This window comes from Protofrankia symbiont of Coriaria myrtifolia, from assembly GCF_900634755.1.
GTDB lineage: Bacteria > Actinomycetota > Actinomycetes > Frankiales > Frankiaceae > Protofrankia > Protofrankia coriariae.
Genome location: NZ_CAAAFS010000357.1, coordinates 1 through 21066, shown reverse-complemented (window position 1 = coordinate 21066; position 21066 = coordinate 1). Strand labels below are relative to the sequence as shown.

The following is a 21066-nucleotide window of genomic DNA, read 5'->3' as shown; positions in this document are numbered from 1 at the left end:
AGCGTTAATGCAACCGAGAGTAGCTGAATCTTAGGTCAAATTACTAACGATGACATTGCGCGTGTCAGCTACGAGCAATTGGTGATCATCAAGATCGATCCATCCGTCTCCGTCATCGCTGGGTTCGCTGGCCACCTCGACTCCGGCGCCGATCTCTGTGCCGACTTCCATATCGGCCCCGATACCGACTCCGGTGTTCTCGCCGCCGGACACGCGGTACGACAGGGTTTCACCCCAGGTTGTCGCCACTATTTGCGATCCGTCGGTTACCAAAAGATTGAGACGGGCCGCGCCGTCCCTGCCGCCCGCCGCGACGACGACCTCCGCGACGGCGTCGGCGAGGTGCGCGCCCGCGGCCAGCCGCTGCCACACCACGGCCGCCAGCAGCGCGGAGTCACAGCGAGAGTCGGGCACCGGCGCTCCCCGCGAGCCCCGCAGCAGGCCCAGCGGCACCGTGAGATCCACCCGTCCGTTGTGGCTGAGCAGGTGCCGTCCGTCGGTGTACGGCGCGGTCGCCGTCTCCTCGACGGGCATGCCGACGGTGGCGTTGCGGACCGCGGCCAGCACACAGCCCGAACTGATCACGCCGGCGAGGGACGCGAACGAGGCGTCGGCCCAGATCGGGACGGCGCGACGGTAGCGGGCCGGCTCCGTGCGGATCTCAGGGGCGTACCACCCGGCACCGAAGCCGTCGGCGTTGATCCGGCCGTGCAGCATCCGCCGCGGCTCCCACGCCTGGCGCAGCAGGCCGTGCGGCGGGTCATGCAGGAGCGAGGCCAGCGTCTGCGACGTCCCCAGCCACGCCGTGTGACGACACAACCGGAATCATCCTTCTTTCCTCGGTGGTCGGGCTCTGTTGCTCTTCCTCTTCGGCGACCGGGTTTGCCTCGGTGGCCAGCTCTGACGGCCAGCTCTGACGGCCAGGTCGGATGGTCAGGGCGCGCGGGAGGCGCGGCCACACCGCCCGCGGCCTGCCGGCTTCTGTGGTGGCATGGTCTGTCAGGCGTCGCGCGCGAGCCGGAAGCCGGCGAAGATCTGCCGGCGGATCGGGTGGTCCCAGTTACGGAAGGTAGCTCTGACGGTGCTGTGATGCGTCGCCCAGGAGCCACCGCGCAGCACCTTGAACCCGGCGTACTCGGCAACATCGGCCGCCCCGGCCACCCCGTTCGCCGCGGCGGCACCGACCGCCCCGGCGGGCGGCCCCTTGCCGGCGCCGGGCGCGGGTGGGAAGAACACCTCGCTGTACTCGCGGTAGGGGAACGACCGGAAACCCGGATAGCCCACGAAATCCCCAGCCGTCCACTCCCACACGTCACCGATCATCTGCTCGACGCCGTAAGCGCTCGCGCCGGCCGGATACGCCCCCAGCGGCGCGGGGCGGGTGGCCGCCTGCCCCAGGTTGGCCCGCTCCGGCGTCGGCTCGCTGTCCCCCCAGGGAAAACGTCGCGAACGCCCGGTGACGGGATCGTGCGCGCACGCCTTCTCCCACTCGGCCTCGGTGGGCAGCCGCCGGCCCGCCCAGCGCGCGTGCGCCTGCGCCTCGTACCAGCAGACATGCTGCACCGGCTCGTCCATCGGGACCGGCTCGTCCCGGCCGAAGCGCCGGCGTATCCAGGTGCCGCCCTCGCGGCGCCAGAACTGCGGGGCGGTCAGGCCGGCCCGGCACCGCCACGCCCAGCCGGCGGCCGACCACAGGCGTTCGTCGTGATAGCCGCCGTCCTCGATGAACGCCGCGTGCGCGGCGTTGGAGACCGGCAGCGTGCCGATGAAGAACGCCGGTACGTACACCCGGTAGGCGGGACGTTCGTTGTCGTACGCCCATGCCGTGCCGGCGGTGTCGCCGTCGGTACCCATCGTGAACTCGCCGGCCGGTATCAGGATCTCCGCCGCGGGCACCGGCCGGCCGGGTGGCGGCGCGGCGCGGTCGCCGATGATCGGGGCACCCGTACGGAGCTGGTGGGTGGCGAGCATCGTCTCGTCGTGCTGGTGCTCGTGCTGGACCACCAGCCCGTAGACGAACCCGCCGGTCAGCAGCGCCGCGCGCGAGCCCGGCGAGGGCGCGCCGACCATGTCGGCCATCCGCGGGGACGGCCCGCTGTCGCTGACCGCCCAGGTGGTCGACGACAGCAGCGTGTCCGGGTCGAGCCGCGCCAGGACGTCCAGGACGGCGCCGCGCACCTCGTCGAGGTAGGACCTCGCCTGCGCCGGGCCGAGCAGCGGCAGGGCCGGCCGGTCCGCCCGGGGGTGGCGGAACGCGTCGTAGATGTCGTCGATGCCCGGCCGCAGCGGCCGGCTGCCCGCGACCGCCCGCAGCAGCCACGACTCCTCGTAGTTGCCGATGTGGGCAAGGTCCCAGACCAGCGGTGACATCAGCGGTGAGTGCTGGCGCCGCAGGTCGTCGTCGTCGAGATCGGTGTAGGCGAGGCTGCGGGCCCGGCTGTCCGCGAGCGCCCGGACGATCTCGTCGACGGTCAGCCGGGTGATCAACTGGGTGGTCGGCCGGGTGGTCATCATGCCGTCGCCCATGGCCGGGCGGTCGCGCGCTCGTGGCCGGCGACGATACTGGCTCCGGCAGCGCTACCGGTGCCGCCGTTGGCGCTGGTACCGGCTCCGTCAGCGGCAGCGTTCCCGCTGACGGCAGTGCTCCCGCTGACGGCAGCGGTGCCGATCCCAGCGTTGATCTCGTCCCGGAGCAGGCCCAGCGGCCCGTCGGCCGGCAGCCGGTCGATGAGATCATCGGCGGGGCAGCGGCCCGGCTCGACGTAGGTCTCGAGATAGGTGTCGACGGCGGCGAGCAGGGCATCGTCGACACCCAGGTGTCCCAGCGCGTCCCGGGCGGCGCCCGCGCACCGCCGCGCCGCCCGGTGCAGCATGTCGTCGCGTAGCCCCAGCGCGGCCGCGGTCAGCCAGCGGCCGGCCACGGGTTCGCACGCGTCGGCGGCCGTGTCCGCGGCGCGGGGGTCGTCGAGCAGGGCGGTGGTTACCGCGACCGCCACCGGCCAGTTGCCGGCCGGTGCCGCGTCGAGGTAGCGCAGCTCCAGCCAGCCGCGCGGACGTACCGGCGGGAACACCGTGGTCGCGTGGTAACGCAGGTCCGCGACTGTCGGCGGCCGTGCCACCGGGCCGGCACCGGCCACCCAGTCGGCGAACGTCGACCCGTCCCGGGCGAGCTGGAAGTCACCATCGGGCAGGCGCACCAGCATGACCCTGGCCGCCAGCAGGTAGTCCGCCCAGGCCGTCGCCGGATCCGGCTGGTGGGGGGCTGCCACCGGGGAGGTCCGGCTCGGGTCGATGTCCGCCCACAGCGACTGCCGGGTGGAACGCCACCCGGTCGCCGTCCCGGCCAGCACCGGGGACGCGGCGAACATGGCCACCAGCACCGGGCCGAGGGCATGCGCCAGCTCGAAGCGCCGGGCCCACCGCGCCGTGGCGCCCGCGTCCAGGTTGACCTGGACGGACGCGGTCGAGCACATCATCGCCTCACCCGCCCGGCCACCGTCCGTCCGCCGGAAGTACTGCTGCATGGCCACGTAGCGGGGGGCGTGCAGCTGGCGGCGCGGCGGCCGCAGCGGATCGGTGCCCATCGCGGCCAGGGCGAGCCCGGCGTCGGCGAGCATGGCGCGCACCGCGGTGAGATCGGTGGCGGTCCGCGCCAGCGCGTCCGGCAGCGGCAGAGGCGGGGCGGACAGCTCGAGCTGGCCGCCGGGTTCGAAGGTGAGCCGGGTCCCCCCGGGCAGGAACAGTTCGTCCACCGGTTCCGGGGAGGTCTGCGGGGAGGTCTCCCCGTCCCGTGACGGCCGCGGTGGCGGGCTACCGGTGAGCGCCGTCAGCGTGCGGCCGGGGGGCACCGGGCGTGCCGGGGAGGCGATGTCGACGACGAACCATTCGGTCTCGATGCCGACGTTCCCGGCGGGCTGATCGGTCAGGCAGGTCAGGTGCGCGTAACGGTGGACGTCCTCCGGTGAACGGATCTTGTCGTCGGCGCGGAGCCCACCGTCGGACCGGATCCTGTCGTCGGTGCGGATCCTGTTGTTGGTACAACAGGGGCCGGTGCAACAGGGGCCGGTGCAACAGGGGCCGGTGCAACAGGGATCGGTACAACAGGCATCGGGATCGGATGCTGGCATGCCTGCCGGTGTCCGTTTCATGAACCCTCCAGGTCCGGACCGGCCAGGGTCGCTGGCCGTGGGTCGCGGTACGGGCCGATGGCGGTCGGCGCGGGTCAGGTGGTCCCGGTCCGCCACGTTGTGGGCTTTCCGGCCCTTTGACCAGACCTTTACAGCAGGGTGTTGCCCGGTAGTTACCGATGTGCGAACGACGTGGCGCACATCGAAGGGCCGTTGTCGGATTGTGCCCATCACCCGACCCCCTTCACACCGGAAAGTTCGGTCATCGTCCGGAGTCTGATGGGAGGTGTGTGCAGCGTCCAGACTGTGCGGTGCCCGGCCTGGGCGCCGCTGGGACAGGGTGCCTGGGCACTGTTGGGGCAGGGTGCCTGGGCGCCGTTGGGACAGAGTGTAAGTATGTGTCATGTTGGATGACTGTTGCGATTTTTATGGAATGGTGGCCGTCGCATAGTTGGTTTGCTGTGGCGTTCGGTGACCGCATCGCGGCACACTCGGTGATGGCCAGTGTGCGACGCGCATGGGGCAGGTGGAACCGCGTGCGGTCGCACGGAGCCGGACCGGGGACGGAGCGCATTCCGCGCCGGCCCACGCGTCAACGGCGGAGGTGACGGGGCCCGCGGCAGCGGGTCCCGCGCCATGCCAGCTCCCGCGTCACGCGGGCCAGGCCGGTGCGGCGGAGCGGTCGGAAACGGGGCGACCGGAAGGTGGTGACGACCGGGATGCCGGAAGGGCAGTGGCCTGGACGGTCGGCCATGGCGGAGTACCTGCGCCGCAGGGAGCTCTACGTAGCCGAACGTAAGGACCGCCTGGCACGAGCGGTCGTCACCGCGGCAGTGGTCGCCGCGCTGACCGTGGCCGCCGTCAGCGTGTTCGGTGCCGTGGTGGGCCTGTCCGCGCTGGTCGTGCTGCAGATGGTCCTCGGGGCCGTCCTGGTCGTCCTCGCCGTCGCCGCGGCGCGCTTCCTGCGTTCCCCGTCGGAGATCGAGTCATGGCGACACGACGCCGAGGCCGAGCGCCGCACGGCCCGCGCCCTCGACCGCCTCGTCCGGGCCGGCTACACGGTTCTACACGACCGCGCGCTCGCGGACTCCGCCGGCAACGTCGACCATCTGGTGATCGGCCCGTCCGGGGTGTGGGTCGTCGAGACGGACGCCCACCGTGGGCCGCTGCGCCAGAACCGGGCCGGGCTGTGGGCTGGCAAGATGCCGTTGCGCGCCATGCTCGGCCTGGTCGCCTGGATGGGCGAGGAGGTCACCAGCCACCTGGTGGCCGATCTTCCGGAGGGCTGGCAGCTGCAGGCCCAGCCGGTGGTCGCGTTCTCCCGCGCCGAGCTGCCACACGGGCTCGCCCTGCTCGACGGTGTGGTGCTGCTGCCAGCGGCCGGGGTCGCCGACTACATCCTTACGGCTGGTGTCGTGTTGAAACCTCTGGACGTCGCCATTCTGGTGGACGTCGCCGAACGGGCCCTCCCGCCGTATCCGGTGGACGGGCCGGCGCCGACCTGGCCCGCGATGTCCAGGCTGCGGGGGATACTGGGCCGCTGACGGCTGGTCCTTTGGTCCTCCTTCGGTTTTCCGGTGGTCCTCCGGCCGGCCCTTCGGCATCGCGGGCCCCGCCGATGTCGGGCACAGTGAGTGGATGGACGGGGTACCGGCTGCCAGCCGGGGGCTGCCCGCCGGGCGGGCCGGCGATCGTTCCTGGTCCGCGCCGCCGGCGCGCCAGGCATGCCGGGGCGCTCGCCGCGAGGGTTTTGTCCCGAAGTGTCGGCTCGCCGGTAAACGGGCGGTGTCCTGATATGGTCGGCGATCAGACAGGCCCTGCGCCGGCCGGTCGTGGGCGGCTTCGCCGCCGTACCGGTCCAGCGGGACGGGCACGCAACACTCCGCGCGGGCATATGTCGCCGGTCGGCCGGCATATGATCAGGGGGCTCTGTTCGGGCCGGGCCGGACTACCGGTGGCCGCCTTCCCGGGCCGGCGGGTATACCGGGCCAGCTTGTTGCGTCCGGGACGGAATACCGTGTGCCAACTCCGGCCGCCGTGGTGTTCGCCGGCCGTTGTACGTCCCGGGCCGGCGAAGGCGCGTCGAATCAGTCCGGCGGCAGTTGGCCGGGCCGGTGCCGACGGAATTGGTGTCCGGTATTACCCGCATTCCGCTCCGGGGATAACGGAAAACTCGGTATAGGCGAATCTCGCAGGCTTGTCGTAAGCTGCTCCCAGGCCAGTCACCCGGTACTGTTCGGACCACCGGCGAAGGGTGTTGAAATGGGTAAGAGAATACTTGTCCTGGACGCCGACGGAGAGCTTCTCGGCAAGTTCGCGGACACCTACACAGCACACCTGTGGAGCCATTTCAGGATTCTCGCGCCAGGTTTCGACGGGCACGTCGAGGTGTTCGACCCGCATACCCGTACCTCCCTTGTGGTGGGCGCCGACGAATGCCGGAGCATCATCTGGGGAAGGGTCCAGAACACCGCGGTGGCCTGCGAGGAACGGGCTGAGCCGGACGAGCCGTCGCTGCCGGAGCTGTCGGTGCGACAGCTGTCACGCCGATCCATGACGCACGCCTGGCTCACCGCCGGGACCTGACCGCCAGAACCTGACCGCCGCGGTATCCGGATCCGGCTCGACCGGTGGACGGGCAGCCCGGACGGCCCGGACGGCCCGGACGATGTTCCTGAACGACGACTTTTCTGAACGACGACGCTCCCGAACGACGACGCTCCCGAACGACGACGTTCCCGAGCACTGTGCAGAGCCATGTTCCCAACTCCCCGGCCGCCGGCTGACGGTGTCCTGGCCGCCGGGTGAACCGACACCGATGGTGCCCGTTCCCCCTGAATGCCTCAGGGCGGAGGGCTCCGCAGGCGCGACGGCGAAACAAGCGCGCTGCCGGGAGCCCTGAAGGGCCTTCCGGTGTCGGGCCGAGACGGGAGCGGCGGCGTGGGTAGCGGTGGTACACGGCCACCGCCCATCCCTTGCCCGCGCCGCCGCTCCCGTCCTTCCTACCCAGCGGTCCGCCACCTCCCGCCGCGTGGGCCGGCGTGCGCTCCCCGGCCGGCCGTTTCCATTGTCCGGTTCCCGACGGCTGCCGCTCACGGTTCATGTTGTCCGTGATCAGGTCGTTCCACGTCGCCCGTCGCAGGCCAGGCCGTCCACCGTCGGCCGGGCACTCCGGTCAGATGCTCTGGCCGATCTGGTGACGTACCACGAGAGAGCCGGCGAGCAGGAAGAACAGCATCAGGACGAACGTGTTGGACGTGCCGCCGGTCGAACTGGACAGCACCATGTTCACCTCGGACCGCAGGACCGGCCCACAGGTCGCGATGATCGAACGGTTTCCGACCCGGTAGGTGGCGAACTGCACAGCCGTGGAGAACTCCCCGCTCGTGTCCGCGACCGTCCGGCCGATCGTCCGGCCGTCCTCGGAGACGATGACGACATCGGCGGCCGGAGTGCAGCCGGCACCGGTGGCGAACAGGGTGTCCCCGGCGGAGACGACAGGTTTGTCCAGCGCCAGCTGCCCGGGTAGTGGGCTGGGGAGCGCCGGTGCGGGCGAGGGCACAGAGGTGGGCTGCTGGACGGCCGTGGGCCCCGGCCTGACCGGCACGCACCGGTCGGACGCGTCCCGTATGGATCCGGACGGGCAGGGTGACGGTGGCTGCGGGCACTGCTGCCCGGCGGGCACCAACAGGCCGCCAGGGCAGGAGACCGATGGCCGTGGGCAGACGCCGTCGCGGTCCGGCAGCGCCCCGCCAGGACAGGTCTGCCCCGGCCGCGGCGGCGGACACGGTTGCCCGGCCGCCACCGTCACCCCGCCGGCGCAGGTCTCGCGCTGCGGTGGGCACTGCTGCCCGGCGGCGGCCGTGCTGCCGTCCCAGCAGGTTGTCGGTGGTGGCGGGCACTGCTGCCGGCTGCGGGCGGTGGAGCCGTCCGGGCAGGTCACGGAGATCGGCCGGCAGATCCCGTCCACGCCGCGTTGCTGGCCTGCCGGGCATGGTGGGTAGCGGCAGGTGCCGTTCGCGTCACGTTCCTGGCCGGCCGGGCACGGCGGATAGCCGCAGACGCCGTTCGCGTTTCGCTGTTGCCCGGCCGGGCACGGCGGATAGTCGCAGGTCCCGTTGTCGCCGCGTTGCTGGCCGGTGGGGCATGGTGGGTAGCCGCAGGTGTTGTCCTCACCGCGTTGCTGCCCTTCGGGGCACGGCGGGTAGGCGCAGACGCCGTCCGAACTGCGTTCCTGGCCTGCCGGGCATGGCGGGTAGTCGCAGATCCCCTTCGCGTTGCGTTGCTGCCCTTCGGGGCACGGCGGGTAGTCACAGACGCCGTCCGCGTTGCGCTGCTGGCCGGTGGGGCACGGCTGCGGGGCGCATTCCCGCCCGCCGGGCACCACGGAACCGTCCGGGCACAGGCAGCCGTCCGGGGTCCCCTCGGGGCAGGCGGTGGGGCTTGGCGCGGGCGCGCTACTACTTGGAGTAGCTACGGCAGCCAAAGCCATGTGGATCGATTTCGTGCCCGCGGCGGGGGCGGCGGCTGTCGTGGGCCCGGCCGTGGACGCCGCGCCGAGTATGCCGAGCAGAATCACCGAGGGCAGAACGGCCGTCAGAACGGTTCTGATGCTTGCCCGACGTAAAACCGCACAGGAAAAACGCACGACGCCCCCCGACCGCGAACGGAGCGGCGGCGTGTCGTGTACCGGACAGCATGTCCAGCCGCAGCCCTGCTCCCGCGATGACAGTAACATCGACGTCACAACAGAAAGCGGATTCTCGGGGGGCGTCGTGGCTGTTGTCGTGGAGCCGACGCGGCGAGCCGCGAGGCCGCTCACCGTTTTGGTGATCATTGTGCTGGCTGTCCTGGTCCTGTTACCCGGCCCCGCCACAGCCGCGGCCGGCGACGGGCCGAGCGGTCCCGCCAGCGGCATCGTCGCCGCGGGCAGCGGGGGGCTTCAGCTCGACGCAGTGGTCAACGAGGTCTCCGTCACCGGGCGGCGGATCGTGCTCGATCCGGAGCAGCCCACCCGCGTTCTTGTCACGGTTCGTAACAATCGGAACGAGCCGGCCCAGATACGGTCGATTCGCGTCAGCGGATCCGCGCTGGGCCTGACCTTCTTCGTCTTTGACACCGCCGTGCGGATGGACGTGCCGCCCGGCGCCTCGCTGGCCTGGAGCGTCGACATCGACATGGCGGAGCTGCGCGGACAGGCGACCGGGCTGCTACCCATGTCTGTCACTCTCCGCGACGCGAAGCGTGGCGTCCTCGCCTCGGCCGACGGTATCGCCGACATCCGCGGCACGCTGGTCTGCACATACGGCATGTTCGGGCTGGGCCTACTGGTCGTCACGGCCATGTTGTGGGCTGCCGCGTTGTTCGCGCTCGCGCGCCATCGTCTTCCCCGCAACCGGTGGCGGCGGGCCGTCCGGTTCGCGCCCGCCGGGTGTGGGGCCGGCTTCGTCGCGATCGTCAGCCTGTCGGCGCTGCGGGTGACGGCACCGTCGACGTCGTCCAACCTGACCTTCATCGCGGCCGCCGCGGGGATCGGTTTCCTGCTGGGCTACCTCACCCCCACGCCAGTCTCCCCCTCGGCTCCGGTGCCGGCACCCGTGCCGGCCCCCGCACCTGTGCCGGCCGGCACCCCGGCCACAGGCCCATCCGCGGTGACCACGGCCGCGGCCAGGAAGACGCCGTCCACAGACGATGTTCCCGTGGGCGATCCCCCGGGCGGCGGCGAGCGCCGGGCCCCGGGCCCGGCAGGCGCCGGGCTGCCGGCCGGTGGGGCCCGTCCAACGACAGCCCCGTCGCGGCCTGCCGTCGTCCGCCCGCAGCCGCCCGGTGCGGAGGCGGAGGAGCGTGGGTACGAAAGGCCGTCGCCGCAGCCTGTCGTCCGGCCGCAGCAACCCGCTGCAGATGCGAACAGGCACGGATACGAAAAGCCACGGCAGCCGCCCGCACGGTTCTTCGACGAGGAGACCGACCCCTCCATCACCCGTCGCACTGACTGGCGCCCGCGTCAGGACGATCCTTCGTGACAGTCAACTCGTCCGTATCCGGTCCAGCCGTGGCCCCACGGGCGCTGGTGGCCGCCCTGCCGCGGTACAGGCTGGGCGGCGAACTCGGCCGCGGCGGGTTCGGCGTCGTCTACGCGGCCCGGGATCCACGGCTCGACCGGGCGGTCGCCGTCAAACACCTGCCGAACCGGATCGCCGCCGACCCGCAGATGCGGCTGCGGTTCAACGAAGAAGGACGGGCCCTGGCCCGGCTGAGCCACCTGCACATCGTCACGGTGTACGAATACGCGGACGAAGAGGTGACCGTCGACGCCACGGGCCCGCCGGAACGGGTCTGCGCGCTGGTACTCGAACACCTCCCCGGCGGGACGCTCGCGGAGCGATTCCGCCGCGTCGGGCTGACCATGGAACAGTCCTGCGCGGCCGTGCTCGCCGTTCTCTCCGCGGCGCAGGCCGCCCACGACCAGGGGCTGCTGCACCGCGACATCAAACCCGGCAACGTGATGTTCGACAGCCGTGGCACGGTCAAGGTGACCGATTTCGGGCTGGCCCGGGTCATCGGCGGGGAGACCACCCTCGCCTCCCGGGACGGCCGGTTCGTGATCGCCGGCACGCCCGGGTACATGTCCCCGGAGCAGTCCCGCGGCGACTACCTGGACGTCCGCACCGACGTCTACTCGGCGACGGCGATGCTGTACTACCTGCTCGCCGGACGCCTGCCCTACCCGACCGAAGGCGGGTTCCACCGGTTCCGGGCACATCAGGACGCCGCTGAGCCGCCGTTGCCCGGCGACGAGGTGCCATCCGGGCTCGCCTGGCTTCTCATGCGCGGGCTGGCCCGGGATCCCGAGCGCAGGCCGGCGAGCGCCGAACAGTTCGCGGAGTCCGTCGCGGCCGCCGCGTCCGAGGCGTTCGGGCCCGGCTGGCTGGAGCGGTCAGAGCTGGCCGTACGGGACCTCTCCCCGGCGGTGCGCACGGCCCTGGAATCGTCGGTCCGGCGCGGCCCATCCGGCCGTGGCGAAGAGTCCGTGCTGGTGACCGACCTGGTGCCGGCGCTGTCCGGCACGCCCGTGGGCCGGCCGTCGCCGGGCATTGTCGACCTCGACCAGGCCTCCCTCGTCCCGCTGCCGGAGCTGTCGGCCACCGGCCAGCAACAGGGGCGGGCGCACCGCCGTCGCCCGCCGTCGGTGCCGGTGCCGCTGCGGCAACTGGCCGGGACCGCGCTGGCCGCGGTCGTGCTGATGGTGCTGGTCGCCGTGCTGTGGCCGTCCCCACAACCGGCCGTCCCCACCGGCCCCACCGCCGCCGAGGGCATCCAGGTGGCCGGGGCCACCCCGCCCGCTGTCGCGCGGGTCGACCTGGCCGAGCCGGTGGAGATCAGCGGCACGGCCGCGGCCTCGGGAACGGTGACGGTGCTCCTGCGGCTGTCCGTGGCGGGCATCCCGCTGGGCACCGCGACCGGCGACCCGGTGACAGTGAACGCGGGCGAGCCCTGGCGGACAGACGTCACCGCCCCGCCGCTGACCCGGTGGATCGCCGGCGGAGCCGTCCACGGGCAGGTACGGCTGGATCGGGCGGGCACGAGCAGCGTCCAGGAGGTGACGATCGAGCCGAGGCAGACACCGCCGGCCAGCGTCATGGGCGCCGGCGGTGTGCTGGCCGCCCTGTTCGCGCTCGCCTACCTGGAGTCGACCCGCCGGCTGCTGCGCGACGGCTCCCGTCAGGGATCCGCGGTGTTCGCCGCGGGGGCTCTCGGAGCCGTCCTCGGGTTCGGCGTGTGGCTGTCCGCGGCCACGTTGAGCCGACAGGTCCCGGTTGCCGCCGCCGGCATCTGCTGTGTCCTGCTCGGTGCGGCGGCCGCCACAGCCGCGGCAGCCGCAAGCCGTTCACGAGCCAGGGCGGGAGGCTGATCCGAGGCCGCCTGCCCCTGCCTGGCCGGACCCGAATCCGTCAGCGGGCAGGGCGCCCAGCGGGTCGGCCGCCGGTTGAGGCTTCCCACGGTGGCCGGGAGACGCGGCGGCCAGGCGCGGGTCCGTATCAGCTGTACGGCAGCATCACAGATGGTGCTCGATGGTAGGTTGGCCTACCATGTCGACTTTGGTATCACAAAGCCGATGTGAACGTTGCGATCGCGGTCGTCAGAAGGTGGAGCTGTAATCCATGAAGCCAGATGTCCGGTTCTGAGCACCCCGGCTCTGAACTCGCCCGACGGTTGTTCGTCCCGGCCGAGCGGTGGGGCTGGGAGTATGTCGATCCCGGTGTCAATCCACATCCCCAGCGCGACCACCCACCAGTATGGAACGAACCACCTCCACCAGACACCAAAAAACATGAAGACGACCTCGCGCAGCGCATGCGACATCTTCCTAGGAATTTGATTTCCCCCGTCATACTGCTGATATTTAGCATGAAATATGAGATTTTTGATGAAAACAAGGCACTTTTTTGGTTTCCGATTGCACTATTTCTGGTAATAATTATTCTTTATCGAGTAGTGGGCCTTAAAAGAAAAATTGATCAAACGAAGGTCGTATGGCAGAGGAATCGCGATGCCGAGTGGGAGAGGTATCAGGCCGCTATCGACGGCTGGCGGGCTGCGGTGGAAAGCCACGAGGCCGCTGATCGTGTTCGGCGGGAGACGGTGCCGCTGTTCCATCCGCTGGCACCTCGGCCGACGGCGGGCCGGGTCGATGTTTTCGGTGGCACCCGTGACGGCTGGGCGAGCCTGCTGGCGACCGTCGGCTCCTCGGCGCTGGCTTCCGGTGGTGGCATTCTCCTGCTCGACTTCAGCGAGCGTGGGGTCGGTGGCGGTCTTGCCCAGCTCGCGGTCGATGCGGGGTGCCCGGTCACGGTAGACGATCTCCCCGCTGATATCGGCGGGCTGGGGCTGCTGCATGGAGTGGATCCCGATGATGTCGCGGAGCTTCTTGCGGATGCCGTCGACGTGGGACGTGGCGGAGGCGCTGATCCGACGCTTCGGGTGCTCGATGCCGAGATACTCGCGGTTGTCGCCACCCGGCTGGATCCACCGCTGACCTTCAGCCGGCTTGCCGCCGGCCTGCGCGTGCTGGAGGGGAATGAGCAGAATGATGGCTCCGATCCTCTGTCGCCCGCGGAGCGGAACGCTGTCGCCGACCGGGCGGGCACGTGGGGTGAAAGCGAAGGAACTCGGCAGGAAATCCGTTACCTGCGGGCGTCCCTGGAACGGCTGGCCGGCCGGGAGGAAACGGCGACGACCGCCGCGCCACAGCCGTGGTGGCCGGTGCACGGGCTGCGCATCATAGCAACGTCGAGCCATGACACGTCGACCGCCCGTAAGGAATTCGTCGACAGGGTGTTGTTCCACATTGTCCTGCACCAGCTCCGCCGCCGCCGTGGCGACGCTTCCCACGATGACATTCTGGTGGTTGCCGGCGGAGACCGGATGGGACCGCCTGCGCTGGAGGGCATGGCCCGGTACGCGGCCAACGCCGGCATACGTCTGGTGAATCTTTTCGAGCACCTCGGGGAGGGCACCGAACGCCTGATCGGCGCGGGTGACAGTGCCACCCTCGTCATGCGGCTGGGGAATGCCAAGGAGGCCGAGACCGCGGCCGAGTTCGTCGGTCGTGGACACAAGTTCGTCTTCTCCCAGATCACCCGGCAGGTCGGCAGCAGCCTCACCACGGGAACGTCCAGCAGCGCGGGGGGGAGCGTCTCTCTCTCCGAGACCGAGAGCCGTGGCGGTTCGCGCGGGAAGGGTGGAAAATCAAGCGGCTGGAGCCGGTCGGTGACGGTGTCCCAGTCGGCGTTCTGGGAGAACACCGAAAGCCTGTCAGCCACTGATTCCCAGCAGGACGGCGCGGTTCTGCAGCGGGTCTACGAGTTCAGTGTCGAGCCGACGCAGATCCAGCAGCTTCCGCCGACCGCTTTCGTTCTGATCGACTCGTCGCTGGGGGATCGTCGGGCGGCGCTCGGCGACTGCAATCCCGGTATCGTCCTCCTGCCCAGGGTGGCCTCCACAGCCCGCCCGGCCGTGCCACCGGTGGCACGGCCGGGGCTGCCGGCCGGGCAGGGGACATCCCTCCCGATCGACGGGCCGGATGTTCCGCCGGTTTCCCCGACCGCTGATCCCGGGGGACAGCTCGAGGCGACTGATCCGTTCCGGCCGTGGAGCCCGGGGAACGGATAGCGTGATCGAGTGGCCCGCGGTCGGCTAGATCTCCCGGGACAGCGGGCCGTAGGGGAAGGTGTCCATCATCTCTTCGGCGGAGAACTCGTCCTGACCGGCAGACGGGTCGTCAACGGCGAATCCGTCCGCCCCGTACCGGGCCGGGATGTCGAAGCCGTCGTCTTCGGGCCCGTCAGCGAACCGGACGCCGTGTTCGGCGCCGTGGTCGGCGTTGGGACCGTAGCCGCCGGCGTACTCGTTGTTATCGGTGGTGTGGTACCCGGTCCGGTTGCGATAGTCGTAGCCGTCCAGCAGGACGGGGTCGAGATCATCCGGGACGAGGTTGATGTTGTCGACCTCGCCGTGCATCTTCGATCCGTTGAGAACGACCGGGATCTCCAGGTCGCCGACGACGTGCTCGACGTAGAACGCGCGGTTCCCGATGAGCCACAATGCGAAACCGGGGTCCAGCCGGGGCAGCATGTCCGAGGCGACGTCGGTGAGGTCCAGCGCCCGCTGCGTGTCCGGGATCTGGTCGGACGCCTGCTTGTACAGAATGCGGATCGCGGTCTCGGCGAGCAGGCCCTTGGCCACCTCGACGGAGTCCGAGGAGGCTGAGAGCAGGTCGGAGATCCGGTGTGCGACGATCGCGTTCGCGCATCCCCACTGGCGGGCGAGTTTCTGCTGGGCGGACAGCCGCCGGACCAGGCCCGCGAAGCGCATCAGCCGCCAGCACTCGTCGTAGACGACGTAGCGCTGAACACCGTCCTGGCGCATCAGCGCGGCTTCCATCCACGCCTGCGCACACGTCATGATCAGCGCGATCATCTCGTCGGAGCCCTGGACCCGCTCGAGGTTGAGCACGGCGATCGGACGGTCGAAGTCCAGCGGGGAGGTGGTCGGGCCGTCGAAGAGCCCGCCGAGCGCGCCGTGGGTGAGCCGGCGCAGGGTCAGCGTCGCGTCCCGGGAGGAGTCGCGCAGTTCGGTCGCGGTCACCGGCAGTGCCGCGCAGTCGGCCTCCGACGGGTTCGTCATCGCCTCCAGGACGTGGGGCAGCAGCGGGGTCGCCTGCCGGTCGGTGGAGGCGCCGGTGATCTGCCGGGTCACGACGTCGAGGGCGAGGTCGACAGCGGTGTGCTCGGACGGGGTGAGTGGCACGCCCTTCGCGGTCTCGATCAACGAGGACAGCAGCGCCGACCGGGCCCGTTTGACCTCCCGGGACCAGTCCGCGTCCGCCATGCCCGGCGGCCGTGGCGGGGCGTCCAGCGGGTTGAGCCGGGTGGACAGGCCCGGGCCGATGTAGGTCGGTTCGCAGCCCAGCCGGCGGGCCAGCCTGGTGTACTCGCCTTTCGGGTCGCAGGGCACGGCAGCCTGGTAGCCGAACGCGGCCCCCCGCGAGATCAGCGTCTTGAGCAGGGACGACTTGCGTGAGCCGACCGAGCCGAAGACCGCGAAGTTGGGGTTCTCGATGACCTGCTGGCGGTAGAGCTCGAACACGTCGAAGACGAAGGAGTCACCGGACCAGACGTGGCGGCCGATGTACATGCCGGGGGTGTCCAGCCCGGCGTCCACGACGAACGGGTAGATGCCGGCGATCTGCGCGGTCGTCTCCATGTGGGCCGGCAGACGGAGCTTGTGGAAGATCCGGCCGGCGTGCGGGCCGACGAGGTGTGGTGGCTGCTCGCCGCGGCGCAACGCCATCCGGGCCCGCCGGATGGCCGCCCGTTCGGCCTGGGCGGCGGCCCGTTCGCCGCGCTGCGCCTCACGTTCGGCCCGGCGCAGGTCCTTCAGCTCACGACGGGTCTCCCGGTCGGTGCCGGCCCCAGCCGAACGGTGCAGTGTCATGAGACCCCCACGGCCAGCGGCAGAGCGGCAACGCTGAACCCCTGATCCTGTTCGCCGACAAGACGGACCATCTCCAGCCGGCTGCGGGACGCCAACGTCTCCGCCTCACCGCACGCGTCGGCCAGGCTGTCGATGTCGTCCGCGGAGACCGTCACGAACCCGTGGAAGCGGAAGGCACCGAAGCCGGCGATGAGCTCCTGCTCACGGCGTTCCACCTCGGACGCTTCGGCCATGTCGCGCTGGGTGGTGACCTTGCCGACCTTGTCGCGCATCTGCTGTTCACCCAGATGCGCCATCCGGCGGCGGTTGACCGCCTTCTCGGCCTTGCGGCCGGGCATCGGCTCGACGATCAGGGAGACCGTCCGCCGGCAGGTGGTCTCCATCAGCAGCGGGGCGAGGAACGCGGCCGGGGACGGCACCCGCGGCCAGCCGTTGATCCAGTAGGTGGTGTGGAAGCCGGAGTCGGTGCGGTAGTGGTCCCAGCCGGCCACCGCACGCACCGGGCCGGCGATCGCCGGGTCGACACCTGACGGCAGCCCCGCGAGCCCACCGGCCCGGTCGGAGGCCGCGCCACCACGTGCGTCGATCATCTCGATCGAGTACGGGTCATAGGTCGTCCGGATCACTGCGGCCAGGGCGCGTGGCGGCAGCCAGCCGACCGTGTTGATCGAGGCTCTGGCCAGCGCGGCCTCCATGGTGCGCAGCTCGCCGAGCAGAACCGTGCAGGCCGCGTGGTCACCACCGCCGGCGCGTTGGATCGCCCGCCGTACGTCGCGCGCGCGGAGCTGGAACGACAGGAAGGTCTCGTGCCGCTGGGCGACCGGGCCGGCGGCGTCGATGACCTCCTGGTACGCCTCGGCCGCCCACGAACCGTCGTGCTGCCCGCGCACCCGCCAGTGCCGTTGCAGCTGGTCCCCGGAGTCCGGCAGCGTGCGTTCCAGCCACTGGAGACGGGACAGTCGCCCGCCGCCGACGGTCAGCCCGGCGAGCAGCTCACCCCAGGCGTCCACCCTGGCCTGCTGGTCGCCGGACTCCAGCAGCGCGAACTGGCTGCCCTGCACCTGTAGGACAGCCGTGAACGTCCCTCGCCTGGTGTCCTTGACCACCGCCACGTAACGGCCGTTGCCCACCGGCACCGACAACATCACCAGGGACGACAGCGGACCGGGCAGCGCGGTCTTGGACAGATGGTCGGAGCTGTTGCCGACCCTGAACACCGCTCCGCGGAACACCGTCTCGCCCATCACCTTCTGCATCGTGAAACCGAAGAGGATCGGTACCCACTGATCGAGGTTACGGTCGTCGACGCGGACGAACGCGACGAACCCCAGCGCACCGGCCAGCGCGATCCATCCCGGGGCGAATATGATCGGCGACCGCAGTGCCCCGAGGACGCACAGCATCACGCCGACCATCAGGCCCAGCTGGGGCCAGCGCATGCCGAGCAGGATGCCGCCGCGTTCCAGCGGCCCGAAGCGGTAGCTGCGTTCGGCGACCACGCTCTACTCAGCCTCCCCCGGTACGCGTGGGGTGGATGGGCGGTCTCGGCGAGGTTACCTTGGGTGATGATCCGGCGGGTGGCAGGGCTCGGGGAACGGCCTGGGAGGCGCGTGCGGAGGTGCCGGCCGGCGCCGCGACCCGGTTGCCCGTGCCGGTTGCCGACCTGGTCCGTGGCGCCGGCGAGCCAACGTCCGCGTGTTCCGCGGCGCGGGCCGCGGTCCGCGCCGGTTGCCCGCTGCCGGCCCGGCCGGCCCGGGCGACAGGCGCACCGACCCGTGTCATCGGGCCCACCCCGGTGCCGCGACGGCTGCCGGCCCTGGCCGCGGCACCGGTGCCGACCGGAGCGAGGTCACCGGTGAAGGGCCGGCCCGCGTCCACACCCGATCCGCTGCGCTGCCGGCTCTGCAGCCGCCCGCCGATACCCCGGAAGGTCTCCCGTGACGACGAGCCGAGCAGAGCGCCGGCGCCGTGGCCGAAACTTGCCGCGCCGCGCCTGCCTGCCGCGCCGACAACCTGCATGAGCTGGACGTCGGCCATCCCGATCACACGTAGCAGGGCGAACGGCGAGAACACCGCGGCAGCCATGATCACGATACCGCTGAGAATGGTCAGCGTCTGGTCCATACCTGACCCGGTCGAGTCACCCGCGATACTCGCACCCAGAGTGAAGATCGCGTAAATGACCGGTTTGGCGAGGATGAGCGCCGCGAGGATCTCCATGGCCCGCTTCATCCAGTCGCGGGTCGACATCGCCGGCTGCCCGGCCAGGTACAGCGGGATGAACACCGCAACCGCGATGATTGCTATTTTGCGGATGTAGAGGACCAGGAAGAGCGCGAACGAGAACAGCGCGACCAGCAGTGACAGAACCATGTCGAGGGCGAAGTTCCCCTGCTGGGGGAGGGCTCTGAGCTGAGCGACCAGACTTGCGCCCAGCGGCGCGCCGTCACCGAACGCCTCGGACATTCCGTCCGCGGCGGAAAGCACCATCTGCAACAGGGTCAGCATGACGAAGGAGCCGAAAATCGCCGTCCCGGTGGACGCGAGCGAGCGGCCCAGCAGATGCGCGTCCCCCCGGATCGCCCCCGCGATGCACGCACACATGAACAGGCCCGTCACGACCAGGATGGCCACACCGAAGACAATATTGTAATTGTTGACGATGTAGTCTTTATTTAGATCGATCGCGGTCTGCTGTGCGGCAAAATTGAAGATGGATGCAGACAAGTCCGCTGCCATGTTCGCAAACGCGGAACCCACCGATTCCAGAAAGCCGTCGGTTCCATCGGAAACGGCATTCCTGATTCCGGTAAGAGGGTCGATGCTGATGGCTAGTACTTCTCTGCTGGCCAACGTCTGGGCGCTCACTCTGCTGGCCTTCCTATGTAGATGAACCTTCCGATTCCCTCGGCCGCGCGTTCAGTGAGGGATGGTCCATTCGGTCCATCTCCTGCATTGGATAGCTTCCAGTCTCCGTCTTGCCAGGTGACTGTGCAGATATCGGTACCCCAGCTTTGCTGTGGTGTAGTATTTTCTTTATTACTGTAAGAGCCAACGGCGGCAGTTGACCACACGGATATTGTTATTCGATTAGAGTCGAATGATTTTACCGAATATCCAAGAGGTCGTATATTGAATAACATGTCGGGAGAGTTGATGGAGGTAAGTCCAAGATTTTTTGCCGTCGTTGAATCTGCCGAATTTATTTGATCTGTTAGTTTGTCGACTGCTTCAGGGGTAGAAATTGAGCCAAATATTTTTTTGAGCTGAGAAGCATCCCGATTGCGTCGATCAACATATGCGGCGACGTAGTTTCCACAGGCGCTTATGGCGCCGGCTTCTGTGTGGGGGTAGCCGACGGGGATGCCGAACTCGTTGATGCGGGTTGGCATGCCTGGTATCTGTCCGGTCGGGTGCGCCGCGGGAGGAGCGGTGGTACCGCTTCCGGTCGGAGAGGTACCGGGTACCACGGTGGGAGACGTGGTGTTCGACGCGGCCGATGTCGGACGGCTGTCGATACGTGGCGGGGGCTGCCCCTGGATGCTGACCGAGTGGGAGGACGGGATCGCGTAGCGTCCGATGAGGATGCCGGCCGTCACAGTCACCGCTCCGGTTGCCACCAGGAGGCCGACGAGACGGCGCATGGGCCAGTCAGCCTGGTTGACCAACATCCCCTCCCTTGGTGTGACAACCTCGGACGCGACTACTCGCGAGACGACAGCGGATCCATCATCCCAATATCAGCCGTCAGGTTTCACGAGAACCGGTCAGAAGGGCTGTGGCGGAGGGTCTGGGTCGGTTCCCCAGGGTTGATCGTCTCGACGATGGCTGGCCTGTCCAGCCCCCGCGGCTGATCGACGGCGCCTGACGACGCGGAGGCTCCGGTAGCGAGAAAGAAGTTGACGACGGCGGCTGTGGCACCGACGAGGAAGGCCAGCCCGAAGCCTGCGAGTACACCGCTCTTGCCGATCGCCGAGGTGCGGTCGAGGCCCATCCGCTCGCCGAGCGCCCAGGCGATTCCGCCGAGCAGTACGGAGGCTACCGCGGCGATCACTGCGTATGCGGCGAGGCCGTTGACGAGGTCCTTGAGCGCGTTGATCCCGGGGGCCTTGGAGTCGTCGGGCTTGACCTCTACCTGTGCCAGGACGATCGTCGCCTGTGCGGTCACAGCATGGACGATCATCGCTGTTCCCTTCTGAACTCGGTTCGGCGCGTAGATCGTCGGATCATACGCCGGGAATCAAGCCGCGATCTTCGGAGGCGGCGGCGGTGGCGATGGTTGTGTTGTCGCTCTCATTCTTCTCGGGTTCCGCACTGTCGGGATCATCGCAGGCGTCGATGACGGTCGCGGCCAGCCGGAGAAATGCCCGCCGGCTGCGCCACCGCACCCGGGAGAAGACGATCGGCGGGCGGCCGCCGGGCAGCGAGCCCGGGCGGTGCCGGGCAGCGCCGCGGGCATGGTCGGGCAGTTCGTCGTCAAGTCGTGTGTCATACGGGATGCGCACCAGCGCATCGACCCGCCGGGCCAGTTTGGCCGCGGCCGAGCGGGTCTGCGGTGACCACCGTCCGCGGCGGACCGACACCGCGGCTACGATCACCGCTGGTCGCGGGCCTGTGCCGTGGGCGCGCAGGGCGGCCGCCCCATGGATGGCGGCGGACGTTTCGGCCAGATCGCTGGGAAGCGCCGGCACGACCAGCAGGATCACATCCGCGTCACCGAATGTGATCGATGCGAACTTGCTGTCCCAGTCCAGCGGGGTGTCGACGAGCACCAGCGGGTACGTCTGTTCCAGGGTGCGCAGGCCAGCCGCGAGCACCTGCGGGCTGGGCGGGCCCGGTATGCCGGCCGCCACCAGCGGAGCCGGCTGCGTTCCGGTGTCGCTGGCGGGAGCCGCAACGGCGCCGCCGGGGGCGGGGGCCGCCGTCTCGCCCGGTGTGGCTC

At 69.9% G+C, this 21066-nt stretch carries 16 protein-coding genes; 6 read left to right on the top strand and 10 right to left on the bottom strand.

What is annotated here, in order from left to right:
• Positions 1-30: 30 nt before the first annotated feature.
• From egtC to egtA, 3 genes are all read right to left on the bottom strand, one after another.
• Complete coding sequence (egtC, locus tag CM1CMNOD_RS20950) at positions 31-819, bottom strand: ergothioneine biosynthesis protein EgtC (RefSeq protein ID WP_013875596.1); 789 nt, start codon at positions 817-819, stop codon at positions 31-33.
• Between the two features lie 180 nt (positions 820-999).
• A complete protein-coding gene (gene egtB, locus CM1CMNOD_RS20945) occupies positions 1000-2511 on the bottom strand; it encodes an ergothioneine biosynthesis protein EgtB (protein ID WP_237703174.1) in 1512 nt (503 codons plus the stop codon).
• Entirely contained in the window at positions 2511-4148 is a 1638-nt protein-coding gene (gene egtA / locus CM1CMNOD_RS20940) for an ergothioneine biosynthesis glutamate--cysteine ligase EgtA (RefSeq protein ID WP_013875594.1), read from the bottom strand. The genes egtB and egtA overlap by 1 nt, the downstream gene beginning before the upstream one ends.
• A 731-nt stretch (positions 4149-4879) precedes the next feature.
• Between egtA and CM1CMNOD_RS20935 the strand changes: the two genes are divergently transcribed.
• Positions 4880-5671, top strand: coding sequence for a nuclease-related domain-containing protein (locus tag CM1CMNOD_RS20935; RefSeq protein ID WP_013875593.1), 792 nt, complete (start codon positions 4880-4882; stop codon positions 5669-5671).
• A 718-nt stretch (positions 5672-6389) separates the two neighbouring features.
• Positions 6390-6713 carry a hypothetical protein gene (locus tag CM1CMNOD_RS20930; protein ID WP_013875592.1) on the top strand — a complete coding sequence of 108 codons (324 nt, stop codon included), beginning with the start codon at positions 6390-6392 and terminating at the stop codon, positions 6711-6713.
• A 589-nt stretch (positions 6714-7302) separates the two neighbouring features.
• On the opposite strand, the gene CM1CMNOD_RS20925 is transcribed toward CM1CMNOD_RS20930, so the two are convergent.
• Positions 7303-8619: a hypothetical protein gene (locus CM1CMNOD_RS20925; protein ID WP_131772980.1), complete on the bottom strand. Its 1317-nt coding sequence runs from the start codon at positions 8617-8619 to the stop codon at positions 7303-7305.
• Positions 8620-8965: 346 nt separating this feature from the next.
• Between CM1CMNOD_RS20925 and CM1CMNOD_RS20920 the strand changes: the two genes are divergently transcribed.
• The 3 genes from CM1CMNOD_RS20920 to CM1CMNOD_RS20910 all read left to right on the top strand — a co-directional run bounded on the left by CM1CMNOD_RS20920 (position 8966) and on the right by CM1CMNOD_RS20910 (position 14300).
• Positions 8966-10150, top strand: a complete 1185-nt coding sequence (locus CM1CMNOD_RS20920; protein ID WP_050803635.1) for a hypothetical protein — start codon at positions 8966-8968, stop codon at positions 10148-10150.
• Entirely contained in the window at positions 10147-12039 is a 1893-nt protein-coding gene (locus CM1CMNOD_RS20915; protein WP_013875588.1) for a serine/threonine-protein kinase, read from the top strand. Before CM1CMNOD_RS20920 ends, CM1CMNOD_RS20915 begins: the two co-directional genes overlap by 4 nt.
• A gap of 260 nt (positions 12040-12299) precedes the next feature.
• Positions 12300-14300, top strand: a complete 2001-nt coding sequence (locus tag CM1CMNOD_RS20910) for a hypothetical protein (RefSeq protein ID WP_013875587.1) — start codon at positions 12300-12302, stop codon at positions 14298-14300.
• Between the two features lie 24 nt (positions 14301-14324).
• On the opposite strand, the gene CM1CMNOD_RS20905 is transcribed toward CM1CMNOD_RS20910, so the two are convergent.
• The 4 genes from CM1CMNOD_RS20905 to CM1CMNOD_RS20890 all read right to left on the bottom strand — a co-directional run bounded on the left by CM1CMNOD_RS20905 (position 14325) and on the right by CM1CMNOD_RS20890 (position 19516).
• A complete protein-coding gene (locus CM1CMNOD_RS20905) occupies positions 14325-16124 on the bottom strand; it encodes a conjugal transfer protein TraC (protein WP_013875586.1) in 1800 nt (599 codons plus the stop codon).
• Positions 16121-17623, bottom strand: a complete 1503-nt coding sequence (locus CM1CMNOD_RS20900; protein WP_013875585.1) for an SCO6880 family protein — start codon at positions 17621-17623, stop codon at positions 16121-16123. Before CM1CMNOD_RS20900 ends, CM1CMNOD_RS20905 begins: the two co-directional genes overlap by 4 nt.
• Positions 17624-17630: 7 nt before the next feature.
• Positions 17631-18851 carry a hypothetical protein gene (locus CM1CMNOD_RS20895; RefSeq protein ID WP_347176526.1) on the bottom strand — a complete coding sequence of 407 codons (1221 nt, stop codon included), beginning with the start codon at positions 18849-18851 and terminating at the stop codon, positions 17631-17633.
• A 137-nt stretch (positions 18852-18988) separates the two neighbouring features.
• Positions 18989-19516 carry a hypothetical protein gene (locus tag CM1CMNOD_RS20890; protein WP_131772975.1) on the bottom strand — a complete coding sequence of 176 codons (528 nt, stop codon included), beginning with the start codon at positions 19514-19516 and terminating at the stop codon, positions 18989-18991.
• A gap of 40 nt (positions 19517-19556) precedes the next feature.
• On the opposite strand from CM1CMNOD_RS20890, the gene CM1CMNOD_RS22070 reads away from it, so the two are divergent.
• Entirely contained in the window at positions 19557-19697 is a 141-nt protein-coding gene (locus CM1CMNOD_RS22070; protein ID WP_157491057.1) for a hypothetical protein, read from the top strand.
• Between the two features lie 181 nt (positions 19698-19878).
• Here the strand turns inward: CM1CMNOD_RS22070 and CM1CMNOD_RS20885 are convergent, their stop codons facing one another.
• Positions 19879-20307 carry a DUF6112 family protein gene (locus tag CM1CMNOD_RS20885; protein ID WP_013875582.1) on the bottom strand — a complete coding sequence of 143 codons (429 nt, stop codon included), beginning with the start codon at positions 20305-20307 and terminating at the stop codon, positions 19879-19881.
• A 43-nt stretch (positions 20308-20350) separates the two neighbouring features.
• Positions 20351-21066, bottom strand: a 716-nt coding sequence (locus tag CM1CMNOD_RS22065; protein WP_207387516.1) for a hypothetical protein, incomplete at its 5' end; no start/stop codon positions are given.

Excerpts from the sequence above, each read along its gene's own strand:
- egtB (WP_237703174.1), bottom strand. The coding sequence starts at position 2,511 with ATGACCACCCGGCCGACCACCCAGTTGATCACCCGGCTGACCGTCGAC.
- egtA (WP_013875594.1), bottom strand. The coding sequence starts at position 4,148 with ATGAAACGGACACCGGCAGGCATGCCAGCATCCGATCCCGATGCCTGT.
- CM1CMNOD_RS20935 (WP_013875593.1), top strand. The coding sequence starts at position 4,880 with ATGGCGGAGTACCTGCGCCGCAGGGAGCTCTACGTAGCCGAACGTAAG.
- CM1CMNOD_RS20930 (WP_013875592.1), top strand. The coding sequence starts at position 6,390 with ATGGGTAAGAGAATACTTGTCCTGGACGCCGACGGAGAGCTTCTCGGC.
- CM1CMNOD_RS20925 (WP_131772980.1), bottom strand. The coding sequence starts at position 8,619 with ATGGCTTTGGCTGCCGTAGCTACTCCAAGTAGTAGCGCGCCCGCGCCA.
- CM1CMNOD_RS20910 (WP_013875587.1), top strand. The coding sequence starts at position 12,300 with ATGTCCGGTTCTGAGCACCCCGGCTCTGAACTCGCCCGACGGTTGTTC.
- CM1CMNOD_RS20905 (WP_013875586.1), bottom strand. The coding sequence starts at position 16,124 with ATGACACTGCACCGTTCGGCTGGGGCCGGCACCGACCGGGAGACCCGT.
- CM1CMNOD_RS20890 (WP_131772975.1), bottom strand. The coding sequence starts at position 19,516 with ATGCCAACCCGCATCAACGAGTTCGGCATCCCCGTCGGCTACCCCCAC.
- CM1CMNOD_RS20885 (WP_013875582.1), bottom strand. The coding sequence starts at position 20,307 with ATGATCGTCCATGCTGTGACCGCACAGGCGACGATCGTCCTGGCACAG.